Origin of the sequence: Candidatus Pelagibacter sp. HIMB1517 (assembly GCF_052047895.1) — a bacterium.
In the GTDB taxonomy this organism is placed as follows: Bacteria; Pseudomonadota; Alphaproteobacteria; order Pelagibacterales; family Pelagibacteraceae; genus HIMB114.
Genome location: NZ_JBNAIW010000005.1, coordinates 26,507 through 45,619, shown reverse-complemented (window position 1 = coordinate 45,619; position 19,113 = coordinate 26,507). Strand labels below are relative to the sequence as shown.

Below are 19,113 nucleotides of genomic sequence, written 5' to 3'. Positions count from 1 at the left end.
ATCAATTATTATATTTTAAATTTCCACCTACCATAATAGGTTGAATGTCTTTTGCTAAGCCTGTTTTATCATCCGCTATAACTTTGATGCCACAAATAGTTGCGTCTTTAATAACAGGAACAAGTCTATCACTTTTTTTCTTAAAAAATTTTAAAATGGCATTTTCTTTATTCATGCCTATGACTGAATTGTAATCTCCGCACATCCCGGCATCTGTTTGATAAGCCGTTCCGTGTTCCAAAATTCTAAAATCAAGAGTGGGTGTGTGGGTGTGAGTACCAACTACAAAAGTTGCTTTTCCATCTAAAAGGTGACCCATAGCTTGTTTTTCACTAGTAATTTCAGCATGAAAATCTACAGCTAAAAAGTCTACTTCTTTTTTTAAATTAATTCTTTTTAGTTGCTCTTCTACATAGGGAAAAACTTCTTCACATTTTTTCATATAAACATTGCCCATGATATTCATCACACCAATTTTAAAACCTTTTTTTTCAAAAATTTCAAATCCACGTCCTGGTGTTCCTTCTTGAAAATTCATAGGTCTTAATAATCGATTTTCCTTTATAATATGGTTCATGGTTTCCTTTTGATCCCATATGTGATTTCCAGATGTAATGACATCAACTCCAGCGTCAAATAAATTATTACAAATTTCTTCAGTAATACCATAACCCCCTGCCGAATTTTCACCATTTGCAATGACAAAATCTATTTCATATTGATCGATCAAATCTTTTAATTTTTCAATAACAATATTGCGCCCTGCTCTTCCAACTATGTCGCCTAAAAATAAAAAGTTCATTAACTTATCAATTTCTTTTCAGTTAAAATATAATCAAGTTTTTTATCATGTTTTTGTGAAGGAATTTTTTTAGCCTCCTGAAATGAAAAAGCGATACCAATAGATATAATGTTTTTTTGTTTCGAAACCTGATTTAAAAAACGATCATAAAATCCTCTACCATATCCTAGGCGATTTTTATTTTGATCAAAGGCAACAAGTGGAGTTAAGATTAACTGAGGTTTTGTTTTTTTGTTCTTTTTATTTGGCTCTAAAATACCAAAACGATTAACATAAAATGGTTCTAGTGTTTTCCATTCTCTAAAGCTCATTTTGTTATTTTTTTCTACTACTGGTAAAAAAGGTTTTAAATTTTTAATTTTAATTTTAGAAACAATAGAAACAATATCTACCTCATAATTAATAGGATAATAAAATCCAATTTTTTTAACTTTATGATTTTTACAAATTTTTGTTATTTGATTAGAAAAAAAGCTTTGATTTTTTTTATCAAGATCAAAATATTTTTTTTCTCTAAGTTTTAAAAACTTATCTCTAATTTTTTTTTTCATTAAGATTAAACAGCTTTAGTGATGAAGCTATTTATAGACTCGCTCGCCTTATTCAAAATCTGCGTATAATTATTTTGATTTTCCTCAATCGTTTTTTTTAATTCATCAAGCTTGACTTTTAATTCCTCGACTTCTTTATCTCTATCTTCTTTATAGCTAATAGATAAATTTTTAATTTCTTTAAACTTACTCTCAAGATCACTTGAATGATTTTTTAATTTTTTTAAGGATGTTTTCAGGGTATATAATTCATCAATAACTTGGATTGCTGTAATTAAAAGAAGTTTTCCTTCACCTAAATTGCCAAGATCTTTTTTTAATTGATTAAATTTTTTTCCAAGTTCTTCTGTTAATTTTTGAAGATCTTCTTCTTGCCCCTCTTCACACGCAAGAAGATAGTCTCTACCATTAAAATTTACATTAACATTTACCATTCGTCAGACCCTAATAAATCATTTGCTTCTTGATTTAGTTCATCAAGTCTTTTTGAAACTTCATCTTTATTTTTCTCTGCCTGTATTACTTTATATCTTGAGGTTTCTAAGTCTTCTTCTAATTTCGCTATAGATTTTTTTAACTCTGCATTTTCTGTTTCCATGTTCAAAATTTTTTCTTTTAAATTTTCATTTGAAACATCATCGCTGTTCATTTTGTTCTCAAGCTCTTGAAGCTCTGCTTTTAGACCTTCGTTTTCATTTTCAAGTGTGGATAACTTAACCGTAAGATCATTTTTTTCAGTCTCTAATTTTGATTTTACCTCTTGAAGATCAACAATCTTTTTCTTAGATCCAACAACTAAGTCGGTAATGGTGTCTAATCTGACCAAAGACTCCAGTAATTTCTGCTCTTTTTCTTTTAAATTATCCATAGAAAACGAATATTATTATTTATAATTATACTACAAAGTAATAATAATTTCGAGAAATTAAGTCTTACATAATTTGTTAATGAAAAAATGCACACATAATGATTTAGCGAATGCTATTCGTTTTCTGTCAGTTGATGCTGTTCAAAAAGCTAATTCCGGTCATCCAGGTATGCCGATGGGAATGGCAGATGTTTGCACAGTCCTATTTAAAGACTTTTTAAAATTTAATCCTGAAAATCCAAACTGGGAAAATAGAGATAGATTTATTTTGTCTGCAGGTCATGGGTCTATGCTTTTATACTCTCTACTTTATCTTACGGGTTACAAAAGCATTTCGATTGAGGATATTAAAAACTTTAGACAATTAAATTCAATATGTGCAGGTCACCCTGAATATGAACATGGGACTGGAATTGAAACGACCACAGGTCCATTGGGTCAAGGTATTGGAAATGCAGTAGGGTTTGCCTTGGCTGAACAAATTCTACAAGCCAAATTTGGAAAAAAAATATTTAATCATAAAACTTATGTCTTAGCTGGTGATGGTTGCTTAATGGAGGGTATCAGTCACGAAGCCATGAGTTTAGCTGGTCATTTAAAACTTAAAAACTTGATCATGCTGTTTGATAATAATTCAATCTCAATCGATGGTCCAACAAATCTTGCTGTGTCAGATAAATATAAAAAAAGATTTGAAAGTTATAATTGGGATTTTATTGAAATTAATGGTCACAAAGAAAAAGAAATTTTTAAAGCACTCAAGAAAGCGCAAAAAGCAAAAAAACCAACTGTAATTTCATGCAAGACTAAAATTGGGTTTGGCTCACCAAACAAAGCGGGTAAATCTTCAGCGCATGGTAGTCCAATGGGTGATGATGAAATTAAATTAATAAGAAAAAAATTAAAATGGTCATATGAGCCATTTGAAGTTCCAGAATATATTTTAAAAGCTTGGAGAGAAATTGGAAAAAAAGGTAAAGCTGAAGAAAAAAAATCAAAACAGTTTTCTTTTAAAGAAGAAACAATTAAGAAAAAAATTAAATCGATAATAAATCATTCAAAAGAAACTGCTGCTAAAGAGTTGAAACCACTGGCAACAAGAAAATCTTCTGAAAATATATTAAAAAATATAACCAAAGACTTACCTTTAATTATAGGTGGATCTGCTGATTTAACTGGATCAAATAATACTAAAACAGACCACCAACAAATTATTTCACCAGGTAAGTTTAAAGGTAATTATATTCACTATGGAGTAAGAGAGCATGCAATGGCATCTGTTATGAACGGCCTCGCACTTCACAGTCATTTAATACCATACGGAGGAACCTTTTTAGTTTTTAGTGATTATTGCAAACCATCAATAAGATTATCTGCTTTGATGAAACAAAGAGTCATTTATGTCATGTCACATGACTCTATTGGTCTTGGTGAAGATGGCCCAACACATCAACCCATTGAGCATTTGAGTAGCTTAAGATCAATTCCAAATCTAAATGTATTAAGACCATGCGACACCACTGAAACAATAGAATGTTGGGATATTGCACTTAATAGCAAAGATAAGCCAACGGTGATATCTTTGACGAGACAAAACCTTTCCCAACCAAGAGACCAAATGAAAAATGAAAATCTTTGTGAACTTGGAGCATATGAAATATTTAGAAGTTCAGATAATATTGACCTAACTTTAATGGCAAGTGGCTCTGAGGTTGAAATTGCAATTTCAGCTTCAAAGAAATTGGCTCAAAAAAACCTGAATTCCAAAGTAATCTCTTTTCCATCAATGGAATTATTTGATGCTCAATCTGAACAATATAAATCTAAGATATTAGAAGAGACTAAATTAAAAATTTCAATTGAAGCTTCTTATCCAATGTCATGGAAAAAATATGTTGGAAATAATGGTGTAACACTTGGCATTGAAGATTTTGGTAGAAGTGCACCTTATAAAGATGTTTATAAATATTTTAAATTAACTGATGATGATATAGTTAATAAAGCTTTAAAATTAAGGAGTTAAAAAAGTGTTGAGAGTTGCAATTAATGGTTTTGGAAGAATTGGCAGAATGGTCCTTAGAGCTATTTATGAAAATAAATACAAAGGATTAAAAGTTGTTGCAATTAATAATAGAGCTAAACCAGAAACAAGTGCCTTTTTATTAGAAAGAGACACCATTCACGGTAGGTTTAATTTTAATATTAAACATACGAAAGATGAGATCATTATTGGTAAAGATAAAATTCAATGCTATCACGAGAGTGATCCTATCAACTGTCCTTGGGATGAAGAAAAAGTTGATATTGTATTTGAATGTACTGGAAAATTTAATTCAAGAGACGAGTCGTATAAACACATAGAAGCTGGGGCAAAAAAAGTAATTGTTTCAGCTCCATGCAAAGAAGCTGATCAAACAGTGGTGTACGGTATTAACCAAAAAGCTATTACAAAAAAGGATGAAATTATTTCGGTTGCATCTTGTACAACAAATTGTCTGGCTCCACTTGCCTATGTTATGCATAAAAATTTTAAAATTGAAAAAGGATATATGACAACAATCCATTCTTATACTACTGATCAAAGACTGTTGGATAACTCGCACAAAGATATGAGAAGAGCAAGAAGTGCTCCTAATTCAATGGTACCAACAAGTACAGGTGCTGCAAAATCTTTAAAATTAATTATTCCAGAATTAGAAGGTAAGGTTGATGGTATTTCAGTTCGTGTGCCTACTCCAAATGTATCTTTGGTTCAATTGAGCTTCAGTTCCAAGAAAAAAATTACAAAAGACTCCGTTAACAATGCATTGGTAAAAGCTAGTAAGACTTATCTCAAAAACGTATTAGGTATTGAGCACAAACCACTTGTTTCTTCAGATTTTAATCATGATCCAAGGTCTTCAATTATTGATGTTGCTTTAACAAAAGTAATTGGTGATAATTTCGGAACTGTATTTTCTTGGTATGATAATGAATGGGGTTTTTCTAATCGAATGATCGATGTGGCTTTGACATTAAAAAATAAACTATAATGAGCCAACTTAAATCTTTAAAAGATTTATCAAAAATTAAAGGAAAAAAAGTTTTTCTAAGAGTTGATTTTAATGTTCCAATATCTGGAGGAAGAGTTTCAGATGCTACTAAAATTGAAAAGTTAGAAGAAAATATCAAAGATTTATTAAACCAAAACTGTAAAATTATTTTAGGATCTCATCTCGGTAGACCTCAAAAAAAAGGTAAATCTGGGTTGTCTTTGCAACCTGTTAAAAAAATGACAGAAAAAATTTTAAATGAAGAAATAAATTTTTTAGAGATCAATAATGAAGCTAAAAAAATAATCAGTGAGAGTGATAATAAAATATTTATGCTAGAGAATTTAAGATTTGATCCAGGCGAAGAAGCCAACAGTAAAGATTATGCAAAACTCTTGGCATCATTTGCCAATGTTTATATTAATGAAGCATTTTCTTGTTCGCACCGTGCGCATGCATCAATCGATGCTATAACTCAATTTTTAGTGTCTTATGCTGGCTCAAGTATTATTAATGAAGTTGAAGCGCTTGAGAAAGTTTTTTTAAACTCTAAAAAGCCAGTTGCATGTTTGATTGGTGGATCAAAAATCTCTACTAAAATTGACTTAATTATTAATTTAATGCCAAAAATGGATTTCATGATCATTGGTGGAGCAATGGCAAATAACTTTTTTAAATACGAAGGTTTTAATGTCGGCAAATCACTGCTTGAAGAAAACATAGAACAAACAATTAAACAAATTTACCAAGAAGCTAAGAGAAATAATTGTGAACTCATACTACCAGTTGACGTTGTTTGTTCAAAAAAATTTGATCAACCAGGTGAGAACAAAAAATTAAATGAGATAGAAGATAATGATATTATCCTTGATATTGGAATTGAAGGAACTGGTAAAATAGATGAAATTTTAAAACAATCTAAAACTGTTTTATGGAATGGTCCATTTGGTCTTTTTGAATATGATGATTTTGCAAACGGGACAAATGATATTTCTAGATCCATTGCAAGATATACAAAAAACAATAACCTCATTTCAGTAGCGGGTGGTGGAGATACCTTTGCTGCTATCAAAAAATCAAATCAACAAAATAACTTTACATATATCTCAACCGCAGGTGGTGCTTTTTTAGAATGGCTTGAGGGTAAAATGCTACCTGGTTTGAAAGTTCTTGAAAAATAATAAAACAATAAATATTGAGTCCAGTAATGAATATAAATGAAATTGCAAAATTGATGGTTGCCAAAGGAAAAGGGATTCTGGCTGCTGATGAAAGTACTGGTACAATGACTAAGAGATTGGATAGCGTAAATATTGAGTCCAATGAAGAAAACCGTTTAGCATTTAGACATACATTATTTACCTCAAAAAACTTTCAAAATTACATTAGCGGGGTGATCTTATACGATGAAACAATTCGCCAAAAAAAAAATGGCAAATCTATCCCTGAAATTTTAAGCGAACAAAAAGTACTCCCTGGAATTAAAGTTGATAAAGGTGCTAAAAAATTAGTTGGTAGTGATGAGACAGTGACTGAAGGCTTAGATGGTTTAAGAGAAAGACTAAGTGAATATTATATATTAGGTGCAAGATTTGCAAAATGGAGAGGTGTTTATAAAATAAGCAATGAATTTCCAAGCAATAATTCGATGGTTGCAAATGCGCATGCATTAGCAAGATATGCGGCACTTGTACAAGAAGCAGGTATGGCTCCAATTGTAGAGCCTGAAGTATTAATGGATGGCAAACATGATATCCAGAAATGTTATGATGTTACCTCTAAAGTTTTAGAAGAATGTATGAATCAATTAAGAATTGCAGGTATAGATTTTTCAGGCATGGTCCTTAAGCCTAATATGATTTTAAATGGAAGTGAATCAGGTATAAAAAATAAAAAAGAGCAAGTTGCTGAATTAACACTTAAATGCATCCAAAACCATTTGCCAAGCGAAGTTCCTGGCGTAGCATTTTTATCTGGTGGTCAATCAGAATTTGAAGCAACAGAGAATTTAAACGAGATAAATAAACAAAACAAAACATCATTTGCTTTTACTTATTCTTATGGGAGAGCTTTGCAACAAAGTGCTCTAAAAACTTGGGCTAAAAACTTAAAAGATACTGAAGCTGTTCAAAAAGTTTTTGATGAAAGATCGAGAATGAATAGTTTAGCTGCTAAAGGTGAGTGGAAAGCTGACCTTGAAAACGCTGCTTAAAAATTGAAAAGAATTTATCTAATCACACCAAATATCTTAACAAAAAAATTCTATTCATTTTTACCTAAAGTATTAGCATCTAAAAAAGTTAAGTTTTTGCAACTAAGATGCAAATCATATTCTCGATCTAAAATTGATATTCATTTAAAAAAAATGTTAACGATTACAAAAAGACATAATGTAAAACTAATTATTAACGACGATTCATTCTTTATAAAAAAATATAAAAATACTGGCTTTCATTTAGGTCAAAAAGATTTAATGAAAAAAGATAATATTTCTAATTTAAATAAAAATAATTGTTTTGGTATTACATGCCACAACTCTATTTCACTAGCAAAAAAGGCATTAAAATTTAAACCTCGTTACATTGCATTTGGCGCATTCTATCCCACAAAAACTAAGCAGGTTAAGTATATCGCTAAAAAAGATATTTTAAAAAAAGCTAAAAAATTTAAAACTAAAGTTGTGGCAATCGGAGGAATTACAAACAAAAACTATAAAGAACTTATTAAAAATGGTGCCGATTATATTGCGATCTCTGGCTTTATCTGGAAAAACAAACAATTTAATCCTGTTCAAGCAATAAAACTTTTTAAATAACTGTTAATTTTTACAAAAAAAGGTGTATTAACAAGCCTATGAAAATTTCTGCTAACGAAATAAAGCCAGGTACCATTATTGAATACAAAAATGATTTGTGGCGTTGTCTTAAAAGCCAAGCAGTAAAACCTGGCAAAGGCGGTGCATTTAATCAAGTAGAACTCAAAAGTATTACGAAAGGTACTAAACTAAATGAAAGATTTAGATCTAGTGAGACTATTGAAAAAGCTTCATTAGATGAAAGGGATTTTCAATATTTATACAGTGACAATGATAACTTAGTGTTCATGGATAGCAAAAGCTTTGAACAAATTAATGTATCAAAGGATACCATTGGTGATGATGAAAATATCTTAAAAGAAAATATGGAAGTAAAAATAGAATTTCATGAAGAAAACCCACTAATTGTTACACTTCCTAAGAGTGCAGATTATGAAATTTTAGAAACTGAGGCAGTGGTAAAAGGTCAAACTGTTTCAAGCTCATATAAGCCAGCCATCATTCAAAATAATGTAAAGATTATGGTTCCACCTTTTATAAATCAAGGTGATACTGTTTCTATAGATTGTCATACTAGAGAATACATCAAGAAGGCTAACTAATGCCTCTTCTTTCAGCAGAAATAAATGTTTTAGAAAAAATTTGTGACAAAGTAAGCAAAGTTATTATTCGAGACTTTGGTGAAGTTGAAAAATTACAGGTTTCAAGAAAAGGTCCTGGAGATTTTGTGACCAAAACAGATAAGAAAGTTGAAAAAATCATTATTGAAGAGCTTGAAAAAGCAAGGCCCAAATATGGTTTTATTGCCGAAGAGTCTGGTGAAAGAAAAAATGAAAGTGAGTTTAATTGGATCATAGATCCAATAGATGGAACTTCAAATTTTATGCATGGTATTCCGCACTTTGCTATTTCAATAGCATTAGAAAAAAACGGCGAAGTTATATCTGGAATTGTTTGTGACCCCATTAAAAATGAAACATTTTATGCAGAAAAAGGCCGAGGTGCTTATTTAAATAATAGGCGAATTAGAGTTTCGTCTAGAAAAAGTTTGGATGAAGTTATTGGTTTATATGGTTGTCCGCCAATGATAAAAATTGACGGAAATAAATTTTTTGATCAAATAAAAAAAGCATCTTCCCAAATTCATAAATTAAGAAACTATGGAAGCGCTGCTTTAGATTTTGCCTACGTTGCAGCTGGCCGAGCTGATTTTGCCTGGTACGATCATCTAAATTACTGGGATTATGCAGCGGGTAAAATTATTTTACTCGAAGCAGGTGGGACTATTACAGATTTTGCTGGCAAAAGTTTTGTTAAACAAAAAGAAACATTTATTTCTAACTCATATATTCATGATGAAGTTATAAAAATTCTTTTTAAAAATTAATGCTTAAATTTGTAATCTTTCTTTTTCTAGATGTTGTTGCTTTCAGTGGTGTTCTGGTTGCAACCCTTCCCTTTGTTATAAATAATTTTGGAGGTTCGGTATTGCTGGTTACAATTGCATTTGGTTCTTTTTCTTTTTTTCAATTTTTTGTCTCACCTTTCTGGGGTAGTTTATCTGACCGAATAGGTAGAAAGCCTCTTTTAATTTTAAATTGTGTTGCAGAATTAATCGCAAATATATTACTTGCAGTTGCAACTAATTTGCCAATTATTTTTTTAGCTCGAGTTATCGCTGGTTTGTTTAAAACAAACATATCAGTTGGAACAGCTTATATCGCAGATATTACAGATGAAAAGAACCGAGCAAAAGGCATGGGAATGTTTGGTGTTGCTTTTGGATTAGGTTTCACCTTTGGTCCACTTGCAGGTGGATTAATAGCTGGATCTGATTATTCCCAGGAAACTTTGAGTTATGTAGCTTGGTTAGCTTCTGCAATAAATCTATTTAATCTAATTTTTGTTGTAACGTCTTTAAAGGAAACCAATATTAACAAAACTGAAACAGAAAATAAAAAATCAGATAAAGCTTTATATAAACAAATAGAAACATTAAAAAATCCTATTTTATTCCCATTCTTTTTACTTATTTTTTTAATCTATATTTCTTTTGCAGGAATGGAGGGCACTATTGCAGTTTGGACAAAAGAAACATTTACATGGGGGCCAAGGGAAGTTGGTTTTGTGATGTTGCTTGCTGGCATATGTCAAATTATAGTTCAAGGTGGCTTGTTAAGAGTTTTAATTAAAAAATTTGATGAAATAAAATTAATCATCTCAGGTTTTGTTTGTTTTATTTTTGGCTTTGCACTAATCCCTACAGAAAATATATATCTTATTCCTGTTGCAATAATTTTATTAAGTTATGGTATGGGAATTTCTAACCCTTGTATTAATAGTATTTTGTCAAAAAAATCAGAACAAAATAAAGGACTAGTTCTTGGAACGGGGTACTCTTGTCAGGCAGCGGCAAGGTTTATTGGACAACCTTTAGCAGGCTTTATGTTTTTGTATTTTGGCAAAAATGTTCCCTTCTATTTTGATGTGATATTCTTAATGATTGTAGCCACAGGGTATGTGTTTTTATTCAAAAGTATTAAAAATGAGGGTTAAATCTCCATTGAGTATCCTACTTTATTTGCTATAAACCAGCCTTTAATTATGAAAAAAGATTTACATCCAAAGCTAAATAAAATTAAAGTTCAAATGACTGATGGATCAGAGTTCGAGACTTTGTCTGCATGGGGTTCAGATGGAGAAGTAATGAAACTCGAAATTGATCCTAAATCTCATCCTGCTTGGACAGGAGAAAGTCAAAAAGCTCAAGACAAAGGTCGAGTAAGTAAATTTAATAAGCGTTTTGCTAATTTAAAAAAGAACTAATTATGAATTTACCATTAATGCCAAAAGCAACTGCTGTTTGGTTAATTGAAAATACGAGTTTAACTTTTAAACAAATTGCAGATTTTTGTGGGCTTCATGAACTAGAAATTAAAGGCATTGCGGATGGCGATGTTGCAGTAGGTATAAAAGCTTATAATCCAATTTTATCAAATCAGTTAACTAGAGATGAAATTGAAGCTTCATCAAAAGATCCAAATAGACCATTAAAACTTGTTGAAAAAAATGTTGAGTTTGAAGTTAAAAAAATGGTTGGTACAAAATACACTCCAATTTCTCAAAGAGAAGATAAGCCAAATGCAATTGCTTGGCTGACAAAAAATTATCCTATTTTAACTGATGCTCAAATTTGTAAGTTAGTTGGTTCAACAAAAAATACTGTGGATGCGATTAGAAATAGAAAGCATTGGAACATGTCAAATATTTCACCTAAAGATCCTGTGATGGCAAGCTTATGTTCTCAAACTGAATTACAAGCGGCAATCGATAAAGCTAAAAGAAGACAAGAAAGAGAAGCAAAGAAAAAAGAGCGAGAAGCCAAAAAAGCAGCAAAAGCTGCAGCATCAACTGAAGTCCAAAATTAATTTAATTAATAATGAAAAAGAGAAAAAAAAATAATTCTCCAATTGTTTCTATTGTTATGGGAAGTAAATCAGATTGGCCCACAATGAAACATGCTGCAAATGTTTTAAAATCTCTTAAAGTAAAGTTTGAAAAAAAAATAGTATCAGCTCACCGAACTCCAAAAAGAATGTTTGAGTATGCAGTTAATGCAAAAAAGAATAATATAGGAGTTATAATTGCAGGCGCTGGAGGTTCAGCTCATCTGCCAGGAATGATAGCATCTTTAACCGAAGTACCAGTGCTTGGTGTACCTGTAGAGAGTAAAAAATTAAAAGGACTTGATAGTCTATTATCAATAGTTCAAATGCCAAGAGGTATTCCCGTGGGAACGGTTGCAATCGGAGAAGGTGGAGCAATGAATGCTGCTTTACTTGCTGCATCAATTCTTGGAATTTCTAATTCAAAAATAAGCAATCAACTTAAACAATATAGAATTCGACAAACAAAATCAGTTAAATTAAAACCCTAGATATGTCTAATCATAAAGTACTGGGTATTATTGGTGGTGGCCAATTAGGAAGTATGCTTTGTCAAGCAGCGTCTAAAATTAATATTAAAACAAAAATTTATTGTGATGATAAAGATGCACCTGCACAAAATTACTCTGATGAATTTATATACGGAGCATATAATGATGATGATAAAATCATTGAGTTTGCAAATCAGGTTGATGTTGTAACTTTTGAATTTGAAAATATTCCTGTTCCTACTCTAAAAAAAATTAAATCTGTAAAACCAGTCTACCCTGATCCTAATATTAATTTTATTATTCAAGATAGAAGCAGGGAGAAAAAATTTATTAATGATCTTGGTATAGAAACCGTGAGTTATAAAAAAATATCATCTCAAAAAGATCTTGAAAATATAGATAAACTTATTCCAGGAATTTTAAAAACTACAACTTTAGGATATGATGGAAAGGGACAATATATCATTTCTAAAAATAACGATCTAAATAAAATTCCATTAAATAACGATTTTATTTTAGAAAAAAAAATTACCTTAAAAAAAGAGATATCTGTAATCATTACCAGATATCAAAATGGTAGCAGTGCAACTTATGAGCCAATTGAAAATATTCATAAAGACCAAATACTGGATACTTCCACTATTCCTTCGAGTGTGAGCAATGAAATTACAAATTTAAGTAAAAAATATGCAAAACTTTTAGCAGATAAATTAGACTATATTGGAACCATGTGTATTGAGTATTTTATTGATGAAAATGATAACCTACTTGTAAATGAGATAGCGCCAAGAGTACACAATTCAGGACACCTGACAATTAATGCGTACAATGTCAGTCAGTTCGAATCTCATGTAAGAGCGGTATGTAATCTAGAAAAAATTGAACCTAAAATGACATCAAAAGCTGTCATGAAAAATATTATTGGAGATGAAATTTTTGAATATAGAAATAAAGAAACAAATTCTGATGAATTTTTCTTTGATTACTTAAAAAAGGAGTCAAAAAATAAAAGAAAAATGGGCCATATAACAAAGTTATTAGATTAATAACCTCTACCAGTATTTTTTGAAAATGGTCTGTCCTTTAAATTCTGAAAAGTAGAAATTATTTTTGATTTTAATTTATTAAATTTTCCAATATTTTTAATTTCACCTTTTATATCTACTTCCAATTGCTCTAGACTATAATCTTTTAATGCTAATATCTTAAAATATAATTTTGAAAGTATTCCAGCTAAAATTAATCGTTTTGTGTAAAAATTATAGTCAGTAGATTTATCTCCTGCCAAATACCACATATCGCTAGCAATATTATATAAGTAGAATATTTCACCATCGCATTTTGATATTTTAGATTTAATATCATTTTTAATGATATCTTTTGACTTTAAATCACTCTTAAGTTTATCTAAAAGCATAATAGTAATTTTCTGATTGATGCTATTAATACCTTTGATTTTTTTTTCTAAGTTTTTTTTTTCTTTATCTGTAAGCATTTTGTGAAACTAATTTTGAAATAATAAACCAAAATATTGGATATACCAATAATGTTATAATGAAGTTAGTTAATAATGGCACAAGCTCTGACATATGATTATGGGCTGTTTGAGCATATTTATAAATTGTTTCATGGTGTAAAAATTCTAAACCAAAAAATATGCAGTATGCAATGATTAACGATACTCCAAATGAAATCCATTCTGAAATAAAAAAACTTCTTAATTTAATTGATGCTTGAAATGCCGCTACTGCAAATACAATAAAATATAATACTCCTGAAGTTCCAAACCAAAGTCCATTTAACACATCACTAATAATACTGATTAGAAATAAAAATACCCCTTTTCCAAAATTTAAACCAGGATTAGATATTTTAAAAACGTAGATTAAAATAAGTTGTATATTTGCATAATTTGAAATTGGTTTGCCTAAAATGTTTATTTCAAAAGAACTAATTAGGACGCTCAATAATAAAACAATTGTTGCAACATATCGATTAATAAAACCTATCATTTTATTTACCCATTTTTACAATTGTTAAATAGTCCATTTGATTAAAATCATACATTGGTTTTAGATAAAATTTATCTTGTTTATCTTTTTTAATTTGCCCAACTAAAATTCCATCCGGCATAATATTATCTATACTTGTTGTATAAACATAATCATCTTCGTTTAATGAATATTCCTTAGGTAAAAAATCTAAATTAATAGTGTTTGCTTTACTGGGATTTCCAACCGCAATTGCATTATAATTTTTTTGTCCAATTCTTACTGGAACACGACTATTAATACTTGTGATTAAAACACCATAGGATGAATTGAAATTTACATTAGTAATTTTTCCAACTAAAATATTATTTTTAATTATAGGATCTCCAGATGAAATTCCGTGGCGTGACCCCTTATTAATAATTATAGACTCGCTTAAGATGTTACTTTTATAACTTAGAACCTTTGTTTTGATTGTTTCAAATTTATAATTCTCTTCACCAGTAATTTTTTTTAAATTTTCAAGCTGAAGTAACAAGGTAATTTTTTCATTCTTTAACTTTGTAACTTCATTTTCCAAATCTAATAATTTGTTTTTGGCGATAATTTTCTCATCAACAAAGAAATTATTAAATGAAGAAAATGTATCTGAAATAAAATTAAATGGAGACTTTAAAACTACTGTGGTATAAATTATTCCATCATTAATTACAGATCTTGTAGTCTTAATATATTTATTTTGACTTCGATCGATAAAAAATAATATTAAAGATATTATAATAAATATAATAATATTTTTTTTTACATCTACATTTTCAGAAGATGCAAACTTCATTATTATTAATATTCAGTCAGCATTGATGAAAAGATACCTTCTTGCTCCAAAGCTTTACCAGTACCAATCGCAACACAAGATAATGGATCCTCTGCAATAGAAACGGGTAAACCAGTTTCTTTTGAGATTAATTTATCTAAATTCTTAAGATATGCACCACCTCCAGCTAATACTAATCCCATATCAACAAGATCAGCTGAAAGCTCTGGCGGAGTTTGCTCTAATGCATCCTTAATAGCTTGAATCATTTGAGTAATAATTGGAGACATAGCTTCTGCTGAATCTTTTTCTGTAAGTGTTACCTCTTTTGGTACGCCTGTTCTTATGTCTCTTCCTTTCATAATATAAGTATTGTCCGAGTTAGTTGGAATGCATGTTCCAATCTCTTTTTTAATTTTTTCTGCTGTTGAGTCTCCAATAAGCAAATTAAACTTTTTTCTCATATAGGTGACTATTGACTGATCAAGGGCATCTCCTGCAACTCTTAAAGATTGAGAATAAACAATTCCACCAAGTGACATAACTGCTATCTCGGTTGTGCCACCACCAATATCTACGATCATAGATCCTGTAGGTTCCGAAATAGGTAATCCAGCTCCAATCGCTGCTGCAACTGGCTCTTCAATGAGTTGAACTTTTCTAGCACCTGCTGCATGAGCAGACTCTTGAATAGCTCGTCTTTCAACTGGCGTTGATCCTGTTGGAACACAAATAATAATTCTTGGATTTGCAAATGCACTTCTTTGATGCACTTTTTTAATAAAGTGCTTAATCATTTCCTCTGTCACAATAAAGTCAGCAATTACACCATCTCTTAGTGGTCTTATCGCCTGAATAGATCCCGGCGTTCTACCTAGCATTTGCTTAGCATCCTCGCCAACTGCTAATACTTGATTTTTTCCTTTTTCATTAACAATTGCAACAACAGAAGGTTCGTTCAACACGATACCCTTCCCTTTTACATAAACAAGTGTATTTGCAGTACCAAGGTCAATGGCCATATCAGTAGACCACATTCCCATTACCTTTGAAAAAATCGACATATTATCCTTTCTATTTAAATAGCTGCCGAGTAATCCTTGTCACTCGGTGCAGATCTTTTTCGTTTTAATATTAATTTGTTTAATGCATTTATATAAGCTTGAGCAGAAGCTACTAAAGTATCAGTATCAGCTGCTTGACCTACAGAAATTCTTCCTTTTTCCTCAATCCTTACACTTACCGTAGCTTGTGCGTCTGTTCCTTCTGTCACTGCATGAACTTGGTAAAGTTGTAAATTCACATCATGAGGGAAAATTTCTTTGATACACTTAAATATAGAGTCAACTGGTCCATCTCCTGATTGCTCAGTAGATTTGTTTTCACCATAAACTTCTAATTCTAATTTTGCTTTTTGTCCTTTAGTCCCAGCTTCAACATCCAATGATATTAATTTAATAACATTATTATTTTTCATTAAATCATCGTCAACTAAGGCAGCAATATCTTCATCAAATACATGTCTTTTTTTGTCAGCCAAATCCTTAAATTTATTAAAAGCATGATCAATCTTATCCTCATTTAAATTAAAATATCCAAGGTTAGCTAATTTTTCTTTAAACGCATGTCTACCAGAGTGCTTGCCCATAACTAATGATGATTTATTTACACCAACACTCTCAGGTGTCATAATTTCGTAAGTTTGGCTATTTTTTAACATTCCATCTTGGTGAATACCTGACTCGTGAGCAAAAGCATTTTTTCCAACAATAGCTTTGTTATATTGAACTGGAAAACCAATAATATTTGATAATAATTTTGAACAACTATTAATTTTATTTGTAACAATATTAGTTTCATATGGCATTAAATCATGACGTGTTTTCATTGCCATAACCACTTCTTCTAAAGCTGCATTACCCGCTCTTTCACCAATTCCATTTATTGTACATTCAATTTGTCTAGCTCCTGCTGCAACACCAGCTAATGCATTAGCAACAGCTAATCCTAAATCGTTATGAGTATGTGTTGAAACTGTAACTTTATCAATATTAGGAACTCTATTAAATAAATCTTTTATAATCCTTTCATAATCACCTGGTAATGCGTAACCGACTGTATCTGGAATATTAATTGTTGTAGCTCCGCATTTAATTGCAAGCTCTACTGTTTTGCATAAATAATCAGGGTCTGTTCGTGTTGCATCTTCTGGAGACCATTCAACATCATCAGTATTTTTTTTAGCAAACTCAACACTATATTTAATTAAATCTAAAACTTCTTCTTTTGTTTTTTGCAATTTATGCTTGATGTGTAAATCACTTGTAGAAATAAAAGTGTGAATTCTATAATTTTTTGCATGCTTCAATGAGTCTACACATTTTTCTAAATCATTTTTTACAGCTCTTGCTAATCCGCATGGAACAGTAGTTTTAAGTAATTTTGAAATTTCAGATACTGCTTCAAAATCTCCTGGTGATGCAGCTGGAAACCCAGCCTCCATAACGTCAACACCCAAGTCCTGAAAGGCGGAAGCAATTTGAAGTTTGCCTTCTAAAGACATAGAAGCACCCGGAGATTGCTCGCCATCTCGTAAAGTTGTATCGAAAATAATTACTCTATTTTTTGACATAAATGATATGTAATCATCCTTTAGGAAAAAATCTAGTAATTAACGCATAAATTGTATCGATCAAATCCCTCAAATTAAAAACCAGCTATAATTCTAGTTTTTTGACTTATCGATAATCTTATTCTTAGAAATCCAAGGCATCAAGGCTCTTAGTTTTTCTCCAACTTTTTCAATCTGATGTTCAGATAAATCTTTTCTCATTTTAAGGAAGTTTTTTTGACCATCTTCGTTTTCCTTCATCCAATCTCTTGTAAATTTTCCAGATTGTATGTCTTTTAAAACCTCTTTCATTCTTTCTTTTGTTTTATCATCAACAATCTTTTTGCCTGATACGTATTCACCATATTCAGCTGTATTTGAAATTGAATAATTCATATTTGCAATTCCACCTTCGTAAATTAAATCTACAATTAACTTAACTTCATGCAAACATTCAAAGTATGCCATCTCAGGTGGGTATCCAGCTTCAGTTAATGTCTCAAAACCTTTTTTGATTAATTCAACTAAACCACCGCAAAGAACAACTTGTTCACCGAATAAATCTGTTTCGCATTCGTCTTTGAAAGTTGTTTCAATAATTCCAGATCTTCCGCCACCCACAGCTGAAGCATATGATAAAGCTAAATCTTTTGCTTTTCCTGTACTATCTTTATGAACTGCCATTAAACATGGAACTCCGCCACCTTTTTGATACTCAGTTCTAACTAAATGACCAGGACCTTTTGGAGCAATCATAAATACATCAAGATCATCTCTTGCTTTGATCAAATCATAATGAATATTTAAACCATGAGCAAAAGCTAAACTTGCTCCTTGTTTAATTCTTTGTTCAACATGATTTTTATAAATTCCAGATTGTAATTCGTCAGGGGCTAAAATCATTAACACATCTGCCCACTCAGCAGCATCAGAAATATTCATAACTTTTAAACCTGCAGACTCAGCTTTTTGAATACTCGGAGAATTTTCTCTTAGGGCAACAACTACTTCTTCGACACCACTATCTTTTAAATTTAATGCGTGAGCATGACCTTGACTACCAAAACCAACAATCGCAACTTTTTTAGATTTAATTAAATTTACATCTGCATCTTTGTCATAATACATTTTCATAATACTAGTCCTTTGTTATCCTTTACTGTTTCTGATCCTTTTTTCATAGCTAAAGCACCTGTTCTAGAAATACTCACTGTTCCAAGTGCCTTAATTTTTTTAATAAACTCATCAATCTCTGTTCTAAGCCCTAAAGCTTGAACAATAAAAGATTTTGATGTCTTATCTAAAAACTCAAACTTATTGTCAACACATAATTCCTCTGCTTTTTGAAGTATTTCACCTTCTCCAATAAATTTCACCAAAGCAAGTTCTCTAAAAATTGTCTCTTCATTAATTGGATAAATATTAACCTTATGAACTGGGACTAATTTTAAAACTTGCGCTTGAATTTGTTTGATAACTTCCTTGGTACCATTTGTTGCAATAGTTATTCTTGAAATTTTTCTTTCATGATCAACTTCAGAAACTGCTAGTGACTCGATGTTATAACCGCGTCCTGAAAATAATCCTGATACTCTTGCTAAAACACCAGCTTCATTATCAACCCATGCCACAACAACGTATCTTTCAACGCTATCGTGATGGTCATCTATTTCATAAGCCGATTTAGACATA

23 protein-coding genes are annotated in these 19,113 nt (G+C 30.8%); 12 read left to right on the top strand and 11 right to left on the bottom strand.

What is annotated here, in order from left to right:
• Position 1: 1 nt before the first annotated feature.
• The 4 genes from ACTTAT_RS03355 to ACTTAT_RS03340 are packed head-to-tail and all read right to left on the bottom strand — an operon-like array spanning position 2 to position 2,221.
• Positions 2-802, bottom strand: a complete 801-nt coding sequence (locus ACTTAT_RS03355; protein ID WP_440679659.1) for a TIGR00282 family metallophosphoesterase — start codon at positions 800-802, stop codon at positions 2-4.
• Entirely contained in the window at positions 802-1,353 is a 552-nt protein-coding gene (locus ACTTAT_RS03350) for a 5-formyltetrahydrofolate cyclo-ligase (protein WP_440679657.1), read from the bottom strand. Before ACTTAT_RS03350 ends, ACTTAT_RS03355 begins: the two co-directional genes overlap by 1 nt.
• A gap of 5 nt (positions 1,354-1,358) precedes the next feature.
• Complete coding sequence (locus tag ACTTAT_RS03345) at positions 1,359-1,787, bottom strand: cell division protein ZapA (RefSeq protein WP_440679655.1); 429 nt, start codon at positions 1,785-1,787, stop codon at positions 1,359-1,361.
• Complete coding sequence (locus tag ACTTAT_RS03340; protein ID WP_009360508.1) at positions 1,781-2,221, bottom strand: hypothetical protein; 441 nt, start codon at positions 2,219-2,221, stop codon at positions 1,781-1,783. Before ACTTAT_RS03340 ends, ACTTAT_RS03345 begins: the two co-directional genes overlap by 7 nt.
• 79 nt (positions 2,222-2,300) lie before the next feature.
• On the opposite strand from ACTTAT_RS03340, the gene tkt reads away from it, so the two are divergent.
• From tkt to ACTTAT_RS03280, 12 genes are read left to right on the top strand one after another with little or no spacing between them, the layout of a single operon-like run.
• Complete coding sequence (gene tkt, locus ACTTAT_RS03335; RefSeq protein WP_440679654.1) at positions 2,301-4,244, top strand: transketolase; 1,944 nt, start codon at positions 2,301-2,303, stop codon at positions 4,242-4,244.
• Between the two features lie 46 nt (positions 4,245-4,290).
• Positions 4,291-5,253: a type I glyceraldehyde-3-phosphate dehydrogenase gene (gap, locus tag ACTTAT_RS03330; RefSeq protein WP_440679724.1), complete on the top strand. Its 963-nt coding sequence runs from the start codon at positions 4,291-4,293 to the stop codon at positions 5,251-5,253.
• Positions 5,253-6,434, top strand: coding sequence for a phosphoglycerate kinase (locus tag ACTTAT_RS03325; protein ID WP_440679653.1), 1,182 nt, complete (start codon positions 5,253-5,255; stop codon positions 6,432-6,434). The genes gap and ACTTAT_RS03325 overlap by 1 nt, the downstream gene beginning before the upstream one ends.
• A 26-nt stretch (positions 6,435-6,460) precedes the next feature.
• On the top strand, positions 6,461-7,465 hold the full coding sequence (locus ACTTAT_RS03320; protein WP_440679652.1) for a class I fructose-bisphosphate aldolase: 1,005 nt from the start codon (positions 6,461-6,463) through the stop codon (positions 7,463-7,465).
• A gap of 3 nt (positions 7,466-7,468) precedes the next feature.
• Positions 7,469-8,068, top strand: a complete 600-nt coding sequence (locus ACTTAT_RS03315; protein ID WP_440679651.1) for a thiamine phosphate synthase — start codon at positions 7,469-7,471, stop codon at positions 8,066-8,068.
• A 38-nt stretch (positions 8,069-8,106) separates the two neighbouring features.
• A complete protein-coding gene (efp, locus tag ACTTAT_RS03310) occupies positions 8,107-8,670 on the top strand; it encodes an elongation factor P (protein WP_440679650.1) in 564 nt (187 codons plus the stop codon).
• The gene (locus ACTTAT_RS03305) at positions 8,670-9,455 is read left to right on the top strand and encodes an inositol monophosphatase family protein (protein WP_440679649.1); all 786 of its coding nucleotides are present in this window, start codon (positions 8,670-8,672) and stop codon (positions 9,453-9,455) included. Before efp ends, ACTTAT_RS03305 begins: the two co-directional genes overlap by 1 nt.
• Positions 9,455-10,624, top strand: a complete 1,170-nt coding sequence (locus ACTTAT_RS03300; protein ID WP_440679648.1) for an MFS transporter — start codon at positions 9,455-9,457, stop codon at positions 10,622-10,624. Before ACTTAT_RS03305 ends, ACTTAT_RS03300 begins: the two co-directional genes overlap by 1 nt.
• 48 nt (positions 10,625-10,672) lie before the next feature.
• Positions 10,673-10,894, top strand: coding sequence for a 50S ribosomal protein L31 (rpmE, locus tag ACTTAT_RS03295; protein ID WP_440679647.1), 222 nt, complete (start codon positions 10,673-10,675; stop codon positions 10,892-10,894).
• Positions 10,895-10,896: 2 nt separating this feature from the next.
• The gene (locus tag ACTTAT_RS03290; RefSeq protein WP_440679646.1) at positions 10,897-11,496 is read left to right on the top strand and encodes a cell cycle transcriptional regulator TrcR; all 600 of its coding nucleotides are present in this window, start codon (positions 10,897-10,899) and stop codon (positions 11,494-11,496) included.
• A gap of 11 nt (positions 11,497-11,507) precedes the next feature.
• Entirely contained in the window at positions 11,508-12,005 is a 498-nt protein-coding gene (gene purE, locus ACTTAT_RS03285; protein WP_440679645.1) for a 5-(carboxyamino)imidazole ribonucleotide mutase, read from the top strand.
• A 2-nt stretch (positions 12,006-12,007) separates the two neighbouring features.
• Positions 12,008-13,051 carry a 5-(carboxyamino)imidazole ribonucleotide synthase gene (locus ACTTAT_RS03280; RefSeq protein WP_440679644.1) on the top strand — a complete coding sequence of 348 codons (1,044 nt, stop codon included), beginning with the start codon at positions 12,008-12,010 and terminating at the stop codon, positions 13,049-13,051.
• On the opposite strand, the gene ACTTAT_RS03275 is transcribed toward ACTTAT_RS03280, so the two are convergent.
• The 7 genes from ACTTAT_RS03275 to ilvN form a co-directional block, all read right to left on the bottom strand.
• Positions 13,048-13,500: a ubiquinone biosynthesis protein COQ9 gene (locus ACTTAT_RS03275; RefSeq protein WP_440679643.1), complete on the bottom strand. Its 453-nt coding sequence runs from the start codon at positions 13,498-13,500 to the stop codon at positions 13,048-13,050. The genes ACTTAT_RS03280 and ACTTAT_RS03275 overlap by 4 nt on opposite strands.
• The gene (locus ACTTAT_RS03270) at positions 13,487-14,017 is read right to left on the bottom strand and encodes a hypothetical protein (protein WP_440679642.1); all 531 of its coding nucleotides are present in this window, start codon (positions 14,015-14,017) and stop codon (positions 13,487-13,489) included. Before ACTTAT_RS03270 ends, ACTTAT_RS03275 begins: the two co-directional genes overlap by 14 nt.
• Before the next feature lies 1 nt (position 14,018).
• A complete protein-coding gene (mreC, locus tag ACTTAT_RS03265; RefSeq protein WP_440679641.1) occupies positions 14,019-14,831 on the bottom strand; it encodes a rod shape-determining protein MreC in 813 nt (270 codons plus the stop codon).
• Positions 14,832-14,836: 5 nt separating this feature from the next.
• A complete protein-coding gene (locus ACTTAT_RS03260; protein WP_440679639.1) occupies positions 14,837-15,874 on the bottom strand; it encodes a rod shape-determining protein in 1,038 nt (345 codons plus the stop codon).
• A 14-nt stretch (positions 15,875-15,888) separates the two neighbouring features.
• Positions 15,889-17,442, bottom strand: coding sequence for a 2-isopropylmalate synthase (locus ACTTAT_RS03255; protein ID WP_440679638.1), 1,554 nt, complete (start codon positions 17,440-17,442; stop codon positions 15,889-15,891).
• 93 nt (positions 17,443-17,535) lie between these two features.
• Positions 17,536-18,555 carry a ketol-acid reductoisomerase gene (ilvC, locus tag ACTTAT_RS03250; protein WP_440679637.1) on the bottom strand — a complete coding sequence of 340 codons (1,020 nt, stop codon included), beginning with the start codon at positions 18,553-18,555 and terminating at the stop codon, positions 17,536-17,538.
• A complete protein-coding gene (gene ilvN, locus ACTTAT_RS03245) occupies positions 18,552-19,112 on the bottom strand; it encodes an acetolactate synthase small subunit (protein ID WP_440679636.1) in 561 nt (186 codons plus the stop codon). Before ilvN ends, ilvC begins: the two co-directional genes overlap by 4 nt.
• Position 19,113 lies beyond the last annotated feature (1 nt).

What these genes read in the sequence shown, in the direction of transcription:
- ACTTAT_RS03355 (WP_440679659.1), bottom strand. Translation starts at nt 802, where the DNA reads ATGAACTTTTTATTTTTAGGCGACATAGTTGGAAGAGCAGGGCGCAAT.
- ACTTAT_RS03350 (WP_440679657.1), bottom strand. Translation starts at nt 1,353, where the DNA reads ATGAAAAAAAAAATTAGAGATAAGTTTTTAAAACTTAGAGAAAAAAAA.
- ACTTAT_RS03345 (WP_440679655.1), bottom strand. Translation starts at nt 1,787, where the DNA reads ATGGTAAATGTTAATGTAAATTTTAATGGTAGAGACTATCTTCTTGCG.
- ACTTAT_RS03340 (WP_009360508.1), bottom strand. Translation starts at nt 2,221, where the DNA reads ATGGATAATTTAAAAGAAAAAGAGCAGAAATTACTGGAGTCTTTGGTC.
- tkt (WP_440679654.1), top strand. Translation starts at nt 2,301, where the DNA reads ATGAAAAAATGCACACATAATGATTTAGCGAATGCTATTCGTTTTCTG.
- gap (WP_440679724.1), top strand. Translation starts at nt 4,291, where the DNA reads ATGGTCCTTAGAGCTATTTATGAAAATAAATACAAAGGATTAAAAGTT.
- ACTTAT_RS03325 (WP_440679653.1), top strand. Translation starts at nt 5,253, where the DNA reads ATGAGCCAACTTAAATCTTTAAAAGATTTATCAAAAATTAAAGGAAAA.
- ACTTAT_RS03320 (WP_440679652.1), top strand. Translation starts at nt 6,461, where the DNA reads ATGAATATAAATGAAATTGCAAAATTGATGGTTGCCAAAGGAAAAGGG.
- efp (WP_440679650.1), top strand. Translation starts at nt 8,107, where the DNA reads ATGAAAATTTCTGCTAACGAAATAAAGCCAGGTACCATTATTGAATAC.
- ACTTAT_RS03305 (WP_440679649.1), top strand. Translation starts at nt 8,670, where the DNA reads ATGCCTCTTCTTTCAGCAGAAATAAATGTTTTAGAAAAAATTTGTGAC.
- ACTTAT_RS03300 (WP_440679648.1), top strand. Translation starts at nt 9,455, where the DNA reads ATGCTTAAATTTGTAATCTTTCTTTTTCTAGATGTTGTTGCTTTCAGT.
- rpmE (WP_440679647.1), top strand. Translation starts at nt 10,673, where the DNA reads ATGAAAAAAGATTTACATCCAAAGCTAAATAAAATTAAAGTTCAAATG.
- ACTTAT_RS03290 (WP_440679646.1), top strand. Translation starts at nt 10,897, where the DNA reads ATGAATTTACCATTAATGCCAAAAGCAACTGCTGTTTGGTTAATTGAA.
- purE (WP_440679645.1), top strand. Translation starts at nt 11,508, where the DNA reads ATGAAAAAGAGAAAAAAAAATAATTCTCCAATTGTTTCTATTGTTATG.
- ACTTAT_RS03280 (WP_440679644.1), top strand. Translation starts at nt 12,008, where the DNA reads ATGTCTAATCATAAAGTACTGGGTATTATTGGTGGTGGCCAATTAGGA.
- ACTTAT_RS03275 (WP_440679643.1), bottom strand. Translation starts at nt 13,500, where the DNA reads ATGCTTACAGATAAAGAAAAAAAAAACTTAGAAAAAAAAATCAAAGGT.
- ACTTAT_RS03270 (WP_440679642.1), bottom strand. Translation starts at nt 14,017, where the DNA reads ATGATAGGTTTTATTAATCGATATGTTGCAACAATTGTTTTATTATTG.
- mreC (WP_440679641.1), bottom strand. Translation starts at nt 14,831, where the DNA reads ATGAAGTTTGCATCTTCTGAAAATGTAGATGTAAAAAAAAATATTATT.
- ACTTAT_RS03260 (WP_440679639.1), bottom strand. Translation starts at nt 15,874, where the DNA reads ATGTCGATTTTTTCAAAGGTAATGGGAATGTGGTCTACTGATATGGCC.
- ACTTAT_RS03255 (WP_440679638.1), bottom strand. Translation starts at nt 17,442, where the DNA reads ATGTCAAAAAATAGAGTAATTATTTTCGATACAACTTTACGAGATGGC.
- ilvC (WP_440679637.1), bottom strand. Translation starts at nt 18,555, where the DNA reads ATGAAAATGTATTATGACAAAGATGCAGATGTAAATTTAATTAAATCT.
- ilvN (WP_440679636.1), bottom strand. Translation starts at nt 19,112, where the DNA reads ATGTCTAAATCGGCTTATGAAATAGATGACCATCACGATAGCGTTGAA.